The following is a 15,752-nucleotide window of genomic DNA, read 5'->3' as shown; positions in this document are numbered from 1 at the left end:
GGCCCGTCGCCGGCCCTAGCGGCGTTCACGGGGGTGTCAACCGCGTTCGACTGCGAGCGCGTGGCGACGGGACTCGCCCCACCGTGCACCAAACTCGCTCCGTCACCCCGGGCTTGTCCTGGGGTCCACCGTGCCGCACGGCCTTAGGCATGGGGGACAAGACGATGAGTGGATGCCGGAACAGGCCCGGCATGACGGAGTGGGTGGTAGTAGCGACTTTCGCACTGACTTTAGCCGGCTGCGGACGCTCCGATCGCCCCACGGCGCCAACCAAGACCCGCCCCAATCTCTCCGTCCCGAGCAATCGCGAAACGGCGCAGTGTCTCGCCGACCTGCGCGAACTCTACGTCTCGTTCCAGGTCCTGCCCGACCGCGAAACGGGGCCCGGTTGCGGGCTGAACGGCACCGTGAAGCTGGTCGATATCGGCGTCCCCGTGGCCAACCTCACCGCAGTCCGCTGCGGCGAAGCGCGCGCGTTCATCGGCTGGACGCGCAACGCGGTGGCGCCCGCCGCGTACCAGATGCTCGGCAGCGAACTGGCGCGGGTCGACAGCATGGGGAGCTATGCCTGCCGCAACATCGTCGGCTCCACGCGCGGTCCCACCCGCCGCTCGGGTCACGCGATCGCCAACGCGATCGATATCGGCGGGTTCGTGCTGAAGGACGGGCGGCGGATCACGGTGCTCAACGACTGGAACTCGTCCGACCCGCAGGTCCGCCAATTCCTCCAGACGATCCGCGCGTCGGCGTGCAAGCGGTTCGGCACGGTGCTCAGCCCCGACTACAACGCCGCGCACCGCAACCACCTCCACCTCGAAGACGATCACGCCAATTTCTGCCGCTAGCGCACCGCTCTAGCCCTCCCCTCGCGTTTCCTCTAATCGCGCCTGAATGACCGATACACGAGTACCATCGCGCGTTTTTCCGAACGCCAGCCAGGATGCCGAGTCCGCTCGCGACTCCGTTTCCACCCCCCAGACGCAGCACCCGCATTACCGGCTCGCCTTCCAGGACATGGATTTCCTGTTGCGCGAAGACCTGCGGCCGGTGCGGTTCCAGCTCGAACTGCTGAAGACCGAACTCGTCCTCGACGAAGCGAAGATCGGTTCGACGTTCGTATTCTACGGGTCAGCACGCATTCCCGAGCCGTCGAAGGCGCAGGCGCTGCTGAAGCTGGCCACCGACGAGAAGTCGAAGAAGATCGCCGAACGGCTGGTCGAAAAATCGAAATATTACGATGTGGCGCGCGAGTTGGCCGCCAAGGTCAGCGTGCTGCCGCGCGACGAGCGTGGCTGGCGGCAGTTCGTGGTGTGCTCGGGCGGCGGTCCGTCGATCATGGAAGCTGCGAACCGCGGCGCGGACGACGTCGGTGCCGAGTCGATCGGGCTTAACATCGTCCTGCCGCACGAGCAGGCGCCGAACCCGTATGTCACGCCGTCGCTGTCCGTGCAGTTCCACTATTTCGCGCTGCGGAAAATGCACTTCCTGCTCCACGCCCGCGCGCTGGCGGCGTTTCCGGGTGGGTTCGGGACGTTCGACGAGCTGTTCGAGCTGCTGACGCTGATCCAGACGGGCAAGATCCAGCCGATCCCGGTGTTGCTGTTCGGCCGCCAGTTCTGGGAGCGGGTCGTGAGTTTCGACGCGCTGGTCGAGGAAGGCGTCGTCAGCGAGAAGGACCTCGGGATCTTCCGCTACGTCGAGACCGCCGACGAGGCATGGGACGCGGTGCAGTCGTTCTACCGCGAGCGGGCGGAGAAGGAAGCGGCTGAGGGCTGAGCCATCCGGAGAGGGGAACCCTTCTGCTCCCTCTCCCCCTTCCGGGGAGAGGGCTGGGGTGAGGGGCTGTTCCAGGCGCCGCACTGCTTGGCAGCCCCTCACCCCGACCCTCTCCCCGGAGGGGAGAGGGAGTAGGAAGATTACTTCTCCGAGCGGGCGCCCTTGCGAGCTGCTTCCGGATCCACCGATGGCGCACCCGACGCGGGCGTTCCGGTGTTGGCGATGTCCGCAGTCGGCGCACCCTTGGTCGCCGCAGCTTCCGCCGCATTCGCCGTCGCCGGCTGATCCTTCGCCGCCGCATCCTTGCCAGCCGCCGGAGCAGCGCCAGCCGCAGGTGCCGCCGGTAACGGCAGGTTCGAACCCTGCTGGTTGAGATACAGGATCACGTTCGCCCGGTCCTGCGCATTGCCGAGCCCCGCAAAGGTCATCTTCGTCCCCGGAGCGAACTTGCGCGGCGACGTCAGCCACGCGTTCAGCTTGTCGAAGTCCCACTTGCCGCCGATCCCGGCCAGCGCCGACGAGAACGCGTACCCGGCCTTGCCCTTGGCGATCTCCTCGCCGACCGTGCCGTACAGGTTCGGGCCGACACCATTCGCGCCGCCCTGGTTGATGGTGTGGCAGGCGGCGCACTTCTTGAACACTTCGGCGCCCTTGGCGGCGTCGGCGGTCGGCAGCAGCGAGGCGATCGGCACGTCGGCGGCGGCACCCTCGCCGCCCTCGGCGACGACACCCTCGATCGCATAGCCCATCTTCTCGGGGCGCTCGCCGTGGAACATCATCCCGCCGACGATCGACAACCCGAGCGCCGCACCACAGCCTGCGAGCACCCAGCCGGCGATCGTATTGGTCCGATTGTCCATCTTGTGCATCCGCCCTGTTCTGTTTGGGATAGCCATAGAAAACGCAGGCGCGCACCGCAAGCCGCGCTTGTATGGCGGACGGCGGCCCTTTACGCGGCCAGCGCATGGAAAACTTCGCCGCACCCGCCCGCCCGATCGTCGCGCGGATGACCGTCGCCGCCGCCGCCGAGCCAGCGCGCGCCGTCGCGTTCCAGGGGGCACCGGGCGCGAACAGCCACGTCGCCGCGGTCGAGGCGTTCCCCGACGGCCTGCCCCTGCCCTGCTTCGATTTCTCCGACGCGATCGACGCGGTGAAGGACGGCCGCGCCGATTGCGCGATCATCCCGATCGAGAATTCGCTGCATGGCCGCGTCGCCGACATCCATTTCCTGCTGCCCGAATCGGGGCTGGTCATCACCGGCGAGCATTTCCTGCCGATCCGCCATGCGCTGATGGGCGCAGGGCCGCGCGACGGTATTCGTCAGGCAATGAGCCACCCGCAGGCGCTCGGGCAGTGCCGGCACTGGCTGAAGGCGCACGAGATCGAGCCGGTGAGCTATCCCGACACCGCGGGGGCCGCCGCCAAGGTCGCCGAGCTTGCCGATCCGGCAATCGCCGCGCTCGCGCCCCCTGCTGCGGCCGGGCTGTACGGCTTGGACCTGCTCGCGACCGACATTGCCGATGCGGACCACAATACGACGCGGTTCGTCGTACTGGCACGCGGCAGCAAGCCTCCCGCGGCGCAAGAGCCGGTCGGCGGCGAATGGATGACGACGCTGATCTTCGAGGTCAGGAACGTCCCCGCCGCGCTGTACAAGGCGGTCGGCGGCTTCGCGACCAACGGCGTGAACATCACCAAGCTGGAGAGCTACCAGCGGAACGGCAGCTTCTCCGCGACGGAATTCTATGCCGATGTCGTGGGGAAGCCGGGCGACGCGAACCTCGACCATGCGCTGGAGGAACTGGGGTTCCATTCGAAATGGCTGCGGGTGCTGGGAACGTATCGCCAGGCGCGCTCGCGGGGGTAGCCATCTGCTTTCGCCCTCCCTGGAAGGGAGGGGTTGGGGGTGGGTCGGGTTCCGCATGGCCGAACCGTTGTGACTCAAGCTGGCCTACCCACCCCCAGCCCCTCCCTTTCAGGGAGAGGGGAAGATTAATTCGCCGCGGGCAACCGCAGCCGGACCAGCAACCCACCAAGATCCTCGCTCTCCTCGAGAGCCACGGTCCCCTCGTAGATCTCCGCCACGTCGCGCACGATCGCCAACCCAAGCCCGGTCCCCGGCTTCCCCGTATCCAGCCGCACGCCGCGATCGAAGATACGCACCCGCTCCTCTTCCGGAATACCGACGCCGTCGTCCTCGACCAGGAACTCTACGAAGCCCGCCTGCGCGCCGACCGTCACGAACACGCTGCCGCCACCATATTTTGCCGCGTTCTCGATTAGATTGCCGAGCATCTCGTCGAGATCCTGCCGCTCGACATGGACCTGAAGTCCACGCGGCCCGGTCACGTCGATGCGGACGTGGCGATACAGCCGCCCGACCGCACGCTCGACCGATTCGAGGCTCGGCCATACCTCCGCACGGCTGTGCGCGGACCCGCGACGCCCGACAGCGCGCGCGCGCGCGAGGTGGTGATCGACCTGGCGCCGCATGGTCCGCGCCTCGCGGATGACCGTGTCGGCGAGGTCGTCGGACTGCGCGGTGGCGGCGTTCATGATGACCGTCAGCGGGGTCTTGAGCGCATGCGCGAGGTTGCCGGCATGCCGCCGCGCCTCCTCCGCCTGGCGTTCGTTATGCTCGATCAGCGCGTTCAGCTCCTCGACCATCGGCGCGACCTCGACCGGCATCGCCCTCGACACGCGGTTCGCTTGCCCCGCACGCATCCGCGCGATCTCCTCGCGCACCCGCCGCAACGGCCAGAGACCGTAGAACGTCTGGAGCGCCGCCAGTACGATCAACCCCAGCCCGAGCAAGGCGAAGCTGCGGACGAGCGTACGCCGCAACGTGGTGATCTGCGCGTTCAGCCCGTCGCGACTCTGCGCGACCTGGAACCGCCAATGCACCTTCGAACCCGGGATGACCGCGTCGCGCTCGACGATCCGCAGCTGCTCGTCGGGGAATTGCGAGCTGTCGTAGAAATGCGCGTTGCGGTCGTCATGCGTCCCGCCGAACGCCAGATGCCGGTCCCACAGCGACCGCGACGGAAAATCTTCGTGCCCCTTGCCCGACACCTGCCAGTACAGACCCGAATAGGGCTCGACGAAACGCTGATCGGCGGCGGCGTCGCGGGTGAAGATCACTTCGCCGTCGGGGCCGATCTCGGAGGAGTTCAGCAGCGAGCGCAGGACATATTCGAGCTGGTCGTCGAAATTGCGCGTCACCGCCGCCGACAGCACCCTATCGAGCGCGAACCCGCCGCCGCTGAGCAGCACGCCGATCCATACCGCCGCAATCAGGATCATGCGCCGCGACAGCGACCCCTTCACCGCCGCCGGGACGCGGATCGGCGTGTCGGTCTTGAGTGGGTCTGTCGGCGGCGCGGTATCCATCGTCAGCCGATCAGGCGGCCGGGTCTTCGAGGCTGTAGCCGAGGCCGCGGATCGTCGTGATCACGTCCTGGCCGAGCTTCTTGCGGATGCGCGTCACGAACACTTCGATCGTGTTCGAATCGCGATCGAAATCCTGGTCGTAGATATGCTCGATCAGCTCGGTGCGGCTGACGACCTTGCCCTTGTGATGGAGCAGGTAGCTCAGCAGCTTGTACTCCTGCGCAGTCAGCTTGACCGGCTCGCCGGCGCGCGTGACCTTGCCGCTGCGCGTGTCGAGGCGGATGTCGCCCGCAGTCAGCTCGGACGAGGCATTGCCCGACGCACGGCGGATCAGCGCGCGCAGACGCGCGATCAGTTCCTCGCTCTGGAACGGTTTCGCCACATAGTCGTCCGCGCCTGCATCGAGGCCGGCGACCTTGTCGGACCAGCTGTCGCGCGCGGTCAGCACGAGTACGGGCATCGTCTTGCCCTCTTTCCGCCAGCGATCGAGCACGGTCAGCCCGTCGATCTCCGGCAGGCCGAGATCGAGCACGACCGCGTCGTAATTCTCGGTCGAGCCGAGGAAATGCCCCTCCTCGCCATCGACCGCGAGATCGATCGCGTAGCCGGCTCCCTCAAGGGTGTTCTTCAGTTGCTGGCCGAGATTCGGCTCGTCCTCGACGATCAGAACGCGCATGATAGTCCTCTCGATTAAGGGGTCAGCGACCGGTGCGGCCGACGATCTGGCCGCTCCGGCCATCGACGTCGACCCAGATGACGGTTCCATCGCGCAGGAATTTCAGCGTGTAAATGGCGCTGCCCGAATCATAGTCGGAACCGAGATACTGCGCACCCTTCATCGTCGGGATCACGCGTCCCTCGATTTCTCGCAGCGACAGCCCGCCGGTCTTGCGTGCCTGGAACGCGGACATCTGGTCGCTACGGCGCTGGTCCGCGCCCGCTATCATCGGTGCCGCAGCCATCAGTAACGGCGCCGAGGTCAGGGTCGCAAGGAGGAGCAACATCTTCATGGCCGTGGCATAGCGGCCCGGCATTGAACAGCCAGTGAATGGCCCCGCGCAAGGTACTGACGCAGGTTAGCATCACGGTGTAACTTGCCTGCATCACCCGCCGCCCCTACGTGGCGCGAACATGGCAGCACCAATCTTAGCATTCGAAGGCCTCGGACTCGTCCAGGGCTCGGGATGGCTCTTTCGCAATCTCGACATCCATATCGGACCGCGCGACCGGCTCGCGCTGATCGGCCGCAACGGCGCCGGCAAGACGACCTTGCTTAAACTGCTCGGCGGCAGCGTCCAGGCGGACGAGGGACGCAGGACGATCGTCCCCGGCACCCGCGTCGTGATCCTGGAGCAGGAGCCCGATCTGCGCGGCTTCGCGACGCTGCGCGATTACGTGATGGCGGGCGACGATGCGCCGGTGAACTACGAGGCGGATTCGATCGCCGACCAGCTCGGCATCGACCTGTCGCGCGAGGCAGCCTCCGCGTCGGGTGGCGAACGCCGCCGCGCGGCAATCGTCCGCGCGTTGTCGCAGGACCCCGACGTGCTGCTGCTCGACGAGCCGACCAACCATCTCGACATCGGCGCGATCGAATGGATCGAGGACTGGCTCAAGCGGTTCCGCGGCGCGTTCGTCGTGATCAGCCATGACCGTACCTTCCTGACGCGACTGACCAAGCAGACTTTGTGGCTCGATCGCGGCGCAATCCGGCGGGCCGAGATCGGCTTCGGCGGGTTCGAGGCCTGGACCGAGCAGGTCTATGCCGAGGAACAGCGCCAGGCTGAGAAGCTCGATGCGCGCTTGAAGCTGGAGGAGCATTGGCTGCTCCGCGGCGTCACCGGCCGGCGCAAGCGCAACCAGGGCCGCCTCACCAAGCTGCACGAGATGCGCGCCGAACGCGCCTCGATGATCGGGCCGCAGGGCTCGGCGAACCTGACGACCGCAAGCGACGACACCAAATCGAAGGTCGTGATCGACGCGAAGAACGTCACCAAGGTGTACGGCGACCGCACGATCATCGGCGACTTGACGTTGAGGGTGACTCGCGGCGACCGCATCGGCATCGTCGGCCGCAACGGCGCAGGCAAGTCGACGCTGTTGAAGCTGCTGACCGGCGAGATCCAGCCCGACAGCGGCTCGATCAAGCTGGCCCAGACGCTGGATGCGGTGGTGATCGACCAGCAACGCAGCCTGATGGCGCCCGAAAAGACGGTCCGCGAGGTCGTCGTCGATGGCGGCGAATGGATCGACGTGCTCGGCGTTCGGAAACACATCCACGGGTATCTGAAGGACTTCCTGTTCGACCCGAACATGGTCGACGCGAAGATCGGCTCGCTTTCAGGTGGCGAGCGCTCGCGGCTGTTGCTGGCGCGTGAGTTCGCCAAGCCGTCCAACCTGCTGGTGCTCGACGAGCCGACCAACGATCTCGATCTCGAGACGCTCGACCTGTTGCAGGAGGTGATCGGCGATTACGACGGCACCGTGCTGATCGTCAGCCATGACCGCGACTTTCTAGACCGGACCGTGACGATCACGCTGGGGCTCGATGGCTCGGGCACCGTGGATGTCGTTGCAGGCGGCTACGAGGACTGGGAAAAGCGCCGCGTCTCGACGACCACCGGCAAGCGTGCGTCGAAGAAGGTCGCGGCCACTGCTCCGGCTGTTTCGGCACCGCGCGCGAAACTGACGTACAAGGACCAGCGCGATTACGAGTTGCTGCCAAAGCGGATCGAGGAACTCGACGCGCAGATGGCGGCCGATGCGGTCAAGCTGGCCAAGCCTGATTTGTATATGCGCGACAATGCGACGTTCGCGAAGCTGACCAAGGCGATCGAAGTTGCGCGCGCCGAGAAGGAGGCTGCCGAACTGCGCTGGCTCGAACTGGCGGAACAGGTCGAGGGCGCCAGCTAGGTCAGAGGCTGCGGCCGGCCTGGCCTGCTAGGTCGACGACGAACTGCCACGCGACGCGGCCCGATCGGCTGCCGCGGCGCGTGGCCCAGCCGATCGCATCCGCAGGCTCGAACGTCAGGTCGTACGCCGCGGCATAGCCGGCCACGATCGCCAGATACCCGTCCTGGTCGAGCGCGTGGAAGCCAAGACTCAGCCCGAAGCGATCCGACAACGCCAGATGATCGTCCGCCGAATCGCGCGGGTTTATCGCGCTTTCCTGTTCGGCGATGTCGCGAGGGGCGAGATGCCGGCGGTTCGCCGTCACCAACAGGCGGACGTTGTGCGGCCGCGGCTCGCTGCCCCCTTCGAGCATCGAACGCAGCGCGCGCGCCTCGGCCGGCACGTCGAAGCCGAGATCGTCGATGAACACCGCAAACGCGCGTTGCACCCCGGCAAGCGTGGCGAACAGCATCGGCAAGCCAGTCAGGTCGGAGACTTCGACAAGCGCCAGATCGCCCGACCCAGCCTGGCCCGACTCAGCCTGAATCGCGGCGACCGCGCTCTTGACCAGCGCCGACTTGCCGGTGCCGCGCGCGCCCCACAGCAGCACGTCCTGTGCCGCATGCCCGCTGGCCAGACGCCGGAGATTGCCGAGCAACGCGGCCTTCTGCCGGTCGATCCCGACCAGCCTGTCGAGCGGCAGCGGCGCGAAGCCAAGCACGGGGACCAGGGCGCCGCCCCGCCAGACATAGGCGGGGTAAGCGCGCGGATCGGCGGCGGGCGGCGGCGGTGGCGAGAGGCGCTCCAACGCGGCGGCGATACGGTCCAGCGGGTCGATCATGTGCCGCTATTGGCCGCGCGAAACGCCGGAGACAAGCATTCACCCGAGTTGGCGAAGATGTCCGGCGATCGCGGCATCGGTGGGCGCGAGCTGCGTCGCCTTGACCAGCAACTGTCGGGCGCCGACCAGATCGCCGTTCGCGGCGAGGGCAATGCCGTAAGCATCGGCGGCCGCCGCGCGCATCGGCGACAGCGCATAGGCGGCGCGGCTGTAGCGGACCGCGATCGCGCCGTCGTCGCTGCCCGCATAGGCCAGCGCGAGATCGGCGAGCACGCCGCCATCCTGGTTGCCGACGCGGGCGCGGACGCTTTCGAGCGTGTCGATCGCGCGGTCCCATTCGCCCGATGCCACCTGGCGATGACCGAGCATCCGCGCGCCCACGAGGCTTTGCGGATTCTGCAACAGGTACAGGACGAGCGCCGTCGCGGAGTCCTGCGCGCGGCCAGCACGGGCGAGCGTGTCGACTAGACGCCGCATCGTGGGCTCGTCGAACGACAGGTCGGCAGCCTGCGTGTAGGCGCGCGCCGCGTCTCCATAGCGTCCTGCCGCCACTAGCGAATCGCCGAGCGCAAGCTGCGTCGCGGGCGCACCGGGCGTCGCGATAACGCGCGCGACGGGACGACCCGCCAGCGCGGTCGGCGAGGACGATACCGCCGCCGCCGCCGCGCGATCGAGGAAAGCCGCTGCCCCAACCCGGTTGCCGACCGCCTCGAGCGCGCGCGCGATCAGGGTGGGCGAATAGCTGTCGGCGTCGGGACGAGCAGCGATGGGTCGCAGGACAGTGATCGCGCCACCGGCATTCCCCGCGCGAAGCAACGCGAGACCCAGCAACTGGCGCGCGGCGATGTTGGACGGCTGCATCTGCACGAGTTTGCGCCACTGCACCGCCGCCTGCGCGAACCGCCCTTGCGCATAGTCCAGATCCCCTCTGAGCAAGAGCGTGCCGGGCACGGCGTCGAGCGCATGGGTCTTGTCGAGCAGCACCTGGGCAAGCGGAATCCGCCCCGCGCGCGCGGCGAGCACTGCCTGGAGATACAATGCGTTCGGGTCACCGGGACGCGCGAGCAGCGCGCGGCGGGTGGCGGCGAGCATCTCGACGTTGCGTCCCGCATCGCCGAGCGTCGCGGCATAATCGATCAGCGCGGGCGGGTAATAGGCATCACGCTGCAACGCCGCCTCGAACCAGGGCAGCGCCGCGACGAGGCCGTAGCGGCTGCGGACGACGTCGCCCTGGAGCATCAGCGCTGCGGGCCTGCGCCGGTCCAGCGATACCGCATTCGCCGCCGCGATCGTCGCACCGCCGACGTCGCCACCGGTCAAACTCAGGCGGCCGAGATCGGTCCAGGCCGCCGCATCGGTCGGTACGCGCGAGAGCAACGCCTGGAGAACCGCCACCGCGTCGCCGGGATGTCCCTGCGCGGCAAGCGCCCGTGCCCGAATGCGCGTGGCGTACCCCGCATAGCGCGGTTGCGCCTGCGCCGCTTCGGCAATCGCGCCGGCGGGATCGCCGCGCAACAGGCGTGCATGCGCCGAAAGCTGGTGCAGGCGATCCGCAGGGAACCCGGCGGCGATCGCCGCGGCGAGTTCGGTTTGCGCCGCAACGCCGTCGTCGAGCTCGAGGAATGCACGTGCCAGGACGGCATGTGCGATCGCCAGATTCGGGTCCGCGGCGATCGCCTTCTGCGCATTGGTCCGCGCCGCGCTGTAGTTGCCCGCATCGAGCGTCTTCAGGCTGTCGGCGAACAACTGACCGGCGGTTGGCGGCGACGGTCGCATCGCTGTCGCAAGGCCAACCAGTACGACCACGCCGCACAGCAGGCCGATCGCCAGCACACGCGCGCGGTTGCCTGCAAACGCCTTGGCCAGCCGGAACCGGCGTTTGCGGCGACGCCGACGCAACAGCGGATAGATCGACTCAGCCATGCAGGTCGTAGCTTTTCAGCAGGTCGTACAGCGTCGGCCGACTGATCCCCAGCAACCGCGAGGCGCTCGAGATATTGCCATCGGCGCGGGCGAGCGCCTGGCGGATCGCCTTGCGGTCGGCCTGTTCGCGCGCGCTCCGCAGATTGAGCGCCGCGGCCTCATCGCCTTTGCCGTCGAGATCGAGGTCGGTGGCGGTGACGAGCTTGCCATCGGCCATGATGACCGCGCGCTTGATCCGGTTCTCGAGTTCGCGAACGTTGCCGGGCCAGCCCCAGGCGTCGATCGCGGCCCGTGCATCGGGAGCGAGGCCGGTGACGACGGGGTTCATCGCCTTGGCGTAGCGCGTGACGAAATGCCGCGCGAGCAATACCGCGTCGCCGGTCCGTTCGGCGAGAGGCGGTATCCGCACGACGATCTCGGCGAGACGGTAATACAGGTCCTCGCGAAACCGTCCCGCGGCGACCATCGCATCGACATTCTGGTGCGTCGCGCAGACGATACGGGTATCGACCGGGATCGCTTTGCGCCCGCCGACGCGTTCGATCACGCGCTCCTGCAGGAACCGTAGCAGCTTCACCTGGAGCGCGAGTGGGACGTCGCCGATCTCGTCCAGGAACAGCGTGCCGCCGGCGGCCTGTTCGATCTTGCCTTCGGTGGTCTTGACCGCGCCGGTGAACGCACCCTTTTCGTGCCCGAACAATTCGCTTTCGAGCAGCGTCTCGGGGATCGCCGCGCAATTGATCGCGACGAAATTGCCGCGCGACCGCGGCGACGCATCGTGCAGCCCGCGAGCGAGCAGTTCCTTGCCGGTGCCGCTGGCGCCGAGCAGCATCACCGACACGTTGGCGGGGGCGACTCGCTCCAGCGTCCGCGTGACGACCGCCATCTCGGGCGACGCGGCGAGCAGGCCGCCAAAACCGCCGGGACCGATCCGCCCGGCCAGCCGCCGGTTCTCGGCCTCCAGCGCATGAACATGGAACGCGCGGCTGACGATCAGGCCGAGCGCATCGATATCGATCGGCTTCGCGTAGAAATCCCACGCGCCGTCGGCAATCGCCTGCAGCGCACTTTCGCGCGCGCCGTGCCCCGAGGCGACGATGACCTTGGTATCGGACTTCATCGCCAGGATATCGCGCAACGTCGCGAAGCCTTCGGTCACCCCATCGGGATCGGGCGGCAGGCCGAGGTCGAGCGTCACCACCGCGGGCTCATGCGCGCGGATCGCGTCGAGCGCCTGCGCCCGGTCGCTGGCGACGACGATCTCATACCCCTCATGCGCCCAGCGTAGCTGACGTTGCAGACCGGCATCGTCCTCGACGATCAGCAGCACGGGCAAGGGCGTAGCGCCGCGCGAAGTCCGGTCGTCGCTCATGCCGCTGCCTCAAGTCTGTCGGCGACGCGAAGCAGGATGCGGAATCGGGTCCCCTCGCCTTCGCGGCTGGTGACCTCGATCGTGCCGCCCATCGCGTGGACGAGCTGTCGGGCCTCGAACACGCCGATCCCGAACCCGGCGGGCTTGGACGAGACGAACGGACGAAACAGGTGATCGCGGACGAACCCCGGCGTCATGCCGCAGCCGCGATCGACGACATCGATCGCGATGTGATCACCGATGGTTTCGATCGATAACAGGACGGCATCCTCCGCGCCACTGGCCTCGATCGCGTTCTGGACGAGGTGACCGAGCACCTGTTCGAGCCGTGCGACATGACCGAGTGCGCACGCCGCGACCGTATGCGCGGCGATCGGATGCTGTGCGCGGCGACCGGCGACGACCCGATCGACGATCGCGCCGACGTCGATCGGCTGGAGCGGCTCGTTGCGGACCGGGCCATGCTGCGACAGGCGGGCGAGAAGCGCGTTCATACGATCGGACGAGTCCTTGAGCGTGGCGACCATGTCGACGCGGAACGCGGGATTGTCGGCATGCCGCTCGGCATTGCGCGCGACCAGCGTCAACTGGCTGACGAGGTTCTTGATATCGTGGAGGATGAACGCGAAGCGGCGGTTGAACTCGTCGAACCGCGCTGCGTCCGCCAGCGCGGCATGCGCGCGGTCTTCCGCGAGATAGCTTGCCGCCTGCCGCCCGGCGACGCGCAACAGGTCGAAATCCTCCCAGTCGAGCGCGCGGTCGACCGGCGGACGCGCGAGCACGATCGCGCCGACCAGCGAACCGCCATGGACCAATGGCACGATCGCCCACGCTTCGGGACATGCCCGGATCCAGTCGGGAACGCTCGCCGCCTCGTCCGCGGAACAGGTTCCGGCGCGGACGCCGTCCAGCTCGACGATCCGTGCGTCCTCCGACAGATAGCGTGCCAGCTCTTCATGGGGCGGGCCGTCGGAACCTGCGGTCCAGTTCCACCCCGTACCCATGACCAGCGCGGCGTTATCGGGAACGAGCAACAGGCCGCCGGGCGAGTCGGTCAGGTCGGCGATCGATTTCACGACACGGGTCTCTAGCGACTCCGCATCGGCGCCGGGCTTGCCGAGCGTATCGGTGAAGCGTTGCCACTCGGCACGATAATCATAGCGGTGTCGAAAGAAATGCTTGGCGACCTTCACCTTGGTCCAGGCGCGCAGCCACGGTGTCCAGATCAGCGCCAGCAGCGCGGCGGTCGCGCCGAACACGATCGCGGTCTGGACGATCCGCAGCGAGCCACCGGCATAGCTCGCCGCGATACTGGTCGCGAGCGCGGTGGCGCCAGCGTACAGGACGAGCGCGATCGCGGACAAGGCCCGGACGGCGATCGGTCGCGACAGCGCCAGCGTCCAGTCGCCACGCCGGTGGACGGCGATGGCGAGAAGCACTGCCACGCCCGCCATCGCCACGCCGCGGAGGATCATCAGGCCGGTCGACCAGTCTCCCTGAACATAGCGAGCAGTGAACAGCAGGAGGTCGACGCCCCACATCGCGGCCACCGCCAGCATCACGAGCCGGACGCCGCCGCGCGATGCCGGCGCCGCCTGATAGACATGATGCACCAGTACCAGCGCGCTGACCGCCGCCATCATCCGGAACACGAGCCGCGCCGACTCCAGCGCGACCCGCGCATCGGCGTCGAGCGGCGCCAGTTGCACCACCGCGAGCACCGCGCTGCCGCCGGCGATGATCATCACCACGCCGTACACCGCGCCGAGCGAGACGCTGCCGACGCGATCGTGCCGGACCAGCGCCATCATGAACAGCAGCCACGCGATGTTCCGGACGCTTTCGGCGATCCGCGTCGCGACGTCGCGCGCATCGATCCCCGCCACCGCCAACGCCCACAGGCTAGTAGCGAACAGCGCGGCGACGAACGCACGATGCGCCCAGCGCCCCAGCCCCCAGTTCGCCCCCTGCCCGCCGCGCAATTGCGCAAGGCCCAGTGTCCCGAACAGCAGCGCGGTCAGCGCGTGCGCCCACAGGATCAGCGCGCCGCTCACGATTTGCTCATCGGGGCGCTCATCGTGCGCCGGTCGGCCAGAGCACCACGCGCAACGTCTGCAACAGGATCAGCATGTCGAGGAACGGCGAATAGTTCTTCGCGTAATACAGGTCGTATTCGAGCTTGTGACGGGCATCCTCGATCGATGCGCCATACGGATAATTGATCTGCGCCCAGCCGGTGATGCCGGGCTTCACCATGTGGCGCTCGGCGTAGAACGGCAGATGCTCCTCGAGCTGTTCGACGAACTGCGGCCGTTCGGGACGCGGACCGACGAAGCTCATCTCGCCCTTGAGCACGGTCCAGGTCTGCGGCAGTTCGTCGATCCGGACCTTTCGGATGAATCGGCCGATCCGCGTGATCCGCGGATCGTCCTCCGCCGCCCAGACCGCGGTGCCCGCGACCTCGGCATCCTGGCGCATCGACCGCAGCTTCAGGATGTCGAAGCCCTCATTGTACAGCCCGACACGGCGCTGGCGGTAGAACGCCGGGCCTTTCGATTCGAGCTTGATCGCCACTGCGGTCAGCAGGATCACGGGCAGCGTCAGCAGCAGCAGCAGCCCGCTCGCGAAAATGTCGAAGGCGCGCTTGAAGACGCTCGACAGCATTCGGCTCGAGGCGAAGCCGTCGGAGAAGATAAGCCAGGACGGGTTGACGCTCTTCAGGTCGATCCGCCCGGTCTCGCGCTCGAGAAAGGTCGAGATCTCGCTGACCTGGACGCCGGTGGTACGGACCCGCAGCAGATCCTTCATCGGCAGCGCGTTGCGGCGCTCGTCGAGCGCGAGCACGACCTCGCTCGCGTTGCGATCGACGATATGCGCCGACAGATTGGGAATTTCCGTGCGCGGCCTGGCGTCGCCGATCACCTGATTGGGTTCGCCCATCGCGACGAAATCGGCGACGATGAAGTTGATACCGGGCTGTTCGGACAGCTGGAGGATCCGCGCGGCGCGGGCACCGGCACCGAGCACGACGATCCGACGCTTGAAGGTATCGCCGCCCAGCGTCTTGCCGAGCAGCGCGCGGACCGTGACGAGCAGCACCGTCGCGATGATCGTCGAATAGAGCAGATTCGACCGCCAGAAGCTCAGCGCAGGTACGAGGAAGAAGATGAACGACAGCGCGATCACGCCGAGCGCCAGCGCCACCGCAAGCCGGGCGGCAGCGAACCGCAGCGACAGGAACGACGCCACCCCGTACGCGCCAACCGCAACCAGCGACACCTGGAGCGCGATCGCGAAGGTCAGCAACTGCGCGATCCGCGTATGGATCGGCGCGACCGCCATGCCGATCTGATGCGCGCGAACGACCCAGCCGATCTCCGCGGAGGCGATCAGCAGGGCAAGATCGACCAGTCCGAGCAGCAGCACGGCATGCGGCACATAGTGTTTGAAGAGCCGTATCATCGCACGCTATCCCGACACATCATCTGTAAATGCTACCGACACCTGGCCAGTGCTACGCGGTCAAATACCAAAAAACCCTGAAGACCGTGCAGCGAA

The 15,752-nt window shown here is 67.4% G+C and carries 13 protein-coding genes; 4 read left to right on the top strand and 9 right to left on the bottom strand.

Features of this window, described 5'->3' with window-relative positions; translation table 11 throughout:
- Nucleotides 1-191: 191 nt before the first annotated feature.
- Both ASG20_RS15720 and ASG20_RS15715 read left to right on the top strand, forming a co-directional pair.
- The gene (locus tag ASG20_RS15720; RefSeq protein WP_056054975.1) at nucleotides 192-845 is read left to right on the top strand and encodes an extensin family protein; all 654 of its coding nucleotides are present in this window, start codon (nucleotides 192-194) and stop codon (nucleotides 843-845) included.
- Between the two features lie 46 nt (nucleotides 846-891).
- The gene (locus ASG20_RS15715; RefSeq protein WP_056054973.1) at nucleotides 892-1,776 is read left to right on the top strand and encodes a TIGR00730 family Rossman fold protein; all 885 of its coding nucleotides are present in this window, start codon (nucleotides 892-894) and stop codon (nucleotides 1,774-1,776) included.
- A gap of 140 nt (nucleotides 1,777-1,916) precedes the next feature.
- On the opposite strand, the gene ASG20_RS15710 is transcribed toward ASG20_RS15715, so the two are convergent.
- Nucleotides 1,917-2,636, bottom strand: coding sequence for a c-type cytochrome (locus ASG20_RS15710; protein WP_056055982.1), 720 nt, complete (start codon nucleotides 2,634-2,636; stop codon nucleotides 1,917-1,919).
- Nucleotides 2,637-2,740: 104 nt separating this feature from the next.
- On the opposite strand from ASG20_RS15710, the gene ASG20_RS15705 reads away from it, so the two are divergent.
- Nucleotides 2,741-3,643: a prephenate dehydratase gene (locus ASG20_RS15705; RefSeq protein ID WP_056054970.1), complete on the top strand. Its 903-nt coding sequence runs from the start codon at nucleotides 2,741-2,743 to the stop codon at nucleotides 3,641-3,643.
- Nucleotides 3,644-3,768: 125 nt separating this feature from the next.
- On the opposite strand, the gene ASG20_RS15700 is transcribed toward ASG20_RS15705, so the two are convergent.
- From ASG20_RS15700 to ASG20_RS15690, 3 genes are all read right to left on the bottom strand, one after another.
- Complete coding sequence (locus ASG20_RS15700; RefSeq protein ID WP_056055981.1) at nucleotides 3,769-5,079, bottom strand: sensor histidine kinase; 1,311 nt, start codon at nucleotides 5,077-5,079, stop codon at nucleotides 3,769-3,771.
- Nucleotides 5,080-5,176: 97 nt separating this feature from the next.
- Nucleotides 5,177-5,842, bottom strand: coding sequence for a response regulator transcription factor (locus ASG20_RS15695; RefSeq protein ID WP_056054968.1), 666 nt, complete (start codon nucleotides 5,840-5,842; stop codon nucleotides 5,177-5,179).
- A 22-nt stretch (nucleotides 5,843-5,864) separates the two neighbouring features.
- On the bottom strand, nucleotides 5,865-6,176 hold the full coding sequence (locus ASG20_RS15690; protein ID WP_056055979.1) for a hypothetical protein: 312 nt from the start codon (nucleotides 6,174-6,176) through the stop codon (nucleotides 5,865-5,867).
- Nucleotides 6,177-6,297: 121 nt separating this feature from the next.
- On the opposite strand from ASG20_RS15690, the gene ASG20_RS15685 reads away from it, so the two are divergent.
- Nucleotides 6,298-8,079 (top strand): ABC-F family ATP-binding cassette domain-containing protein, encoded by a 1,782-nt coding sequence (locus tag ASG20_RS15685; protein ID WP_056054965.1) that lies wholly within the window; start codon nucleotides 6,298-6,300, stop codon nucleotides 8,077-8,079.
- Between the two features lies 1 nt (nucleotide 8,080).
- Here the strand turns inward: ASG20_RS15685 and ASG20_RS15680 are convergent, their stop codons facing one another.
- From ASG20_RS15680 to ASG20_RS15660, 5 genes are read right to left on the bottom strand one after another with little or no spacing between them, the layout of a single operon-like run.
- Entirely contained in the window at nucleotides 8,081-8,899 is an 819-nt protein-coding gene (locus ASG20_RS15680) for an ATP-binding protein (protein WP_056054964.1), read from the bottom strand.
- Nucleotides 8,900-8,938: 39 nt separating this feature from the next.
- Entirely contained in the window at nucleotides 8,939-10,822 is a 1,884-nt protein-coding gene (locus ASG20_RS15675; protein ID WP_056054961.1) for a tetratricopeptide repeat protein, read from the bottom strand.
- Nucleotides 10,815-12,194 carry a PEP-CTERM-box response regulator transcription factor gene (prsR, locus tag ASG20_RS15670; protein ID WP_056054958.1) on the bottom strand — a complete coding sequence of 460 codons (1,380 nt, stop codon included), beginning with the start codon at nucleotides 12,192-12,194 and terminating at the stop codon, nucleotides 10,815-10,817. Before prsR ends, ASG20_RS15675 begins: the two co-directional genes overlap by 8 nt.
- On the bottom strand, nucleotides 12,191-14,248 hold the full coding sequence (gene prsK, locus ASG20_RS15665; RefSeq protein WP_082471016.1) for an XrtA/PEP-CTERM system histidine kinase PrsK: 2,058 nt from the start codon (nucleotides 14,246-14,248) through the stop codon (nucleotides 12,191-12,193). Before prsK ends, prsR begins: the two co-directional genes overlap by 4 nt.
- 19 nt (nucleotides 14,249-14,267) lie before the next feature.
- Nucleotides 14,268-15,656, bottom strand: a complete 1,389-nt coding sequence (locus tag ASG20_RS15660; protein ID WP_056054952.1) for a TIGR03013 family XrtA/PEP-CTERM system glycosyltransferase — start codon at nucleotides 15,654-15,656, stop codon at nucleotides 14,268-14,270.
- Nucleotides 15,657-15,752: the final 96 nt, after the last annotated feature.

This window comes from Sphingomonas sp. Leaf198 (genome assembly GCF_001424005.1).
GTDB lineage: Bacteria > Pseudomonadota > Alphaproteobacteria > Sphingomonadales > Sphingomonadaceae > Sphingomonas.
The sequence above is the reverse complement of the archived record's forward strand: the minus strand, read 5'-3'. Positions and strand labels throughout refer to the sequence as shown.

Bases quoted from the DNA above. Each gene is read 5' to 3' on its own strand.
- ASG20_RS15695 (WP_056054968.1), bottom strand. From the start codon at position 5,842: ATGCGCGTTCTGATCGTCGAGGACGAGCCGAATCTCGGCCAGCAACTG.
- ASG20_RS15710 (WP_056055982.1), bottom strand. From the start codon at position 2,636: ATGGACAATCGGACCAATACGATCGCCGGCTGGGTGCTCGCAGGCTGT.
- ASG20_RS15700 (WP_056055981.1), bottom strand. From the start codon at position 5,079: ATGATCCTGATTGCGGCGGTATGGATCGGCGTGCTGCTCAGCGGCGGC.
- ASG20_RS15690 (WP_056055979.1), bottom strand. From the start codon at position 6,176: ATGAAGATGTTGCTCCTCCTTGCGACCCTGACCTCGGCGCCGTTACTG.
- ASG20_RS15705 (WP_056054970.1), top strand. From the start codon at position 2,741: ATGGAAAACTTCGCCGCACCCGCCCGCCCGATCGTCGCGCGGATGACC.
- prsR (WP_056054958.1), bottom strand. From the start codon at position 12,194: ATGAGCGACGACCGGACTTCGCGCGGCGCTACGCCCTTGCCCGTGCTG.
- ASG20_RS15720 (WP_056054975.1), top strand. From the start codon at position 192: ATGACGGAGTGGGTGGTAGTAGCGACTTTCGCACTGACTTTAGCCGGC.
- ASG20_RS15680 (WP_056054964.1), bottom strand. From the start codon at position 8,899: ATGATCGACCCGCTGGACCGTATCGCCGCCGCGTTGGAGCGCCTCTCG.
- ASG20_RS15685 (WP_056054965.1), top strand. From the start codon at position 6,298: ATGGCAGCACCAATCTTAGCATTCGAAGGCCTCGGACTCGTCCAGGGC.
- ASG20_RS15660 (WP_056054952.1), bottom strand. From the start codon at position 15,656: ATGATACGGCTCTTCAAACACTATGTGCCGCATGCCGTGCTGCTGCTC.
- ASG20_RS15715 (WP_056054973.1), top strand. From the start codon at position 892: ATGACCGATACACGAGTACCATCGCGCGTTTTTCCGAACGCCAGCCAG.
- ASG20_RS15675 (WP_056054961.1), bottom strand. From the start codon at position 10,822: ATGGCTGAGTCGATCTATCCGCTGTTGCGTCGGCGTCGCCGCAAACGC.